This window comes from Vibrio sp. 1978 (genome assembly GCF_033344345.1).
Window position 1 is genome coordinate 1 of the sequence record NZ_JAWPOP010000483.1, and the last position, 688, is coordinate 688.

Consider the following 688-nt stretch of genomic DNA (forward strand, 5'->3'; position numbering starts at 1 on the left):
CCATCAACTTTTCACCGAAATTGGCGTAAAAAACGAGTTTGTTGAAGTTGAAGGCGCAACACGCATCAACGTAAAACTGGTAGAAGCCGACGGCCAAGTGAGTGACATCAACTTTCCTGGCGTTCAAGTAACGGCAGAAGAAATTGCTCGTTTTGAAGAGACCCTGCTCCGCCTTGCAGACACTCACGACTACTTCGTTCTAGCTGGCAGCTTACCGGGCGGTATAACCGCTGAGCAATGCGCAGCATGGATTGAAAAACTGCATCAACAAGGCAAAAAAGTATTGTTCGACAGCAGCAAAGCCGCTCTACGTGCAGGTATTGATGCTCATCCGTGGCTTATTAAACCAAATGATGAAGAACTGAGTGACTTTGTCGGTGAGCACCTAGAAACGCCAGAACAGTGCCAAGTGGCAGCACAAACCCTCAGCAACAAAGGCATCGAGAACATTGTTGTGTCGATGGGTGCTGACGGTGTGATGTGGCTAAACCAAAGCGAGTGGCTACGCGCACAACCGCCACGCATGAATGTGGTGAGCACCGTAGGTGCGGGCGACACACTGGTGGCAGGCTTATGCTGGGGTCACATGCAAGTGATGCCGAAACACGATTTATTGCGCTTCGCGACAGCGCTTTCTGCTTTAGCAGTTAGCCAAGTTGGCGTGGGGCTAACCAGTCAAGAAGAACTG

1 protein-coding gene is annotated in these 688 nt (G+C 50.6%); it reads left to right on the top strand.

The window, feature by feature from the left end; genetic code table 11:
• On the top strand, positions 1–688 hold a 688-nt coding region (locus tag R8N49_RS27355; protein ID WP_318190481.1), incomplete at both ends, for a 1-phosphofructokinase family hexose kinase.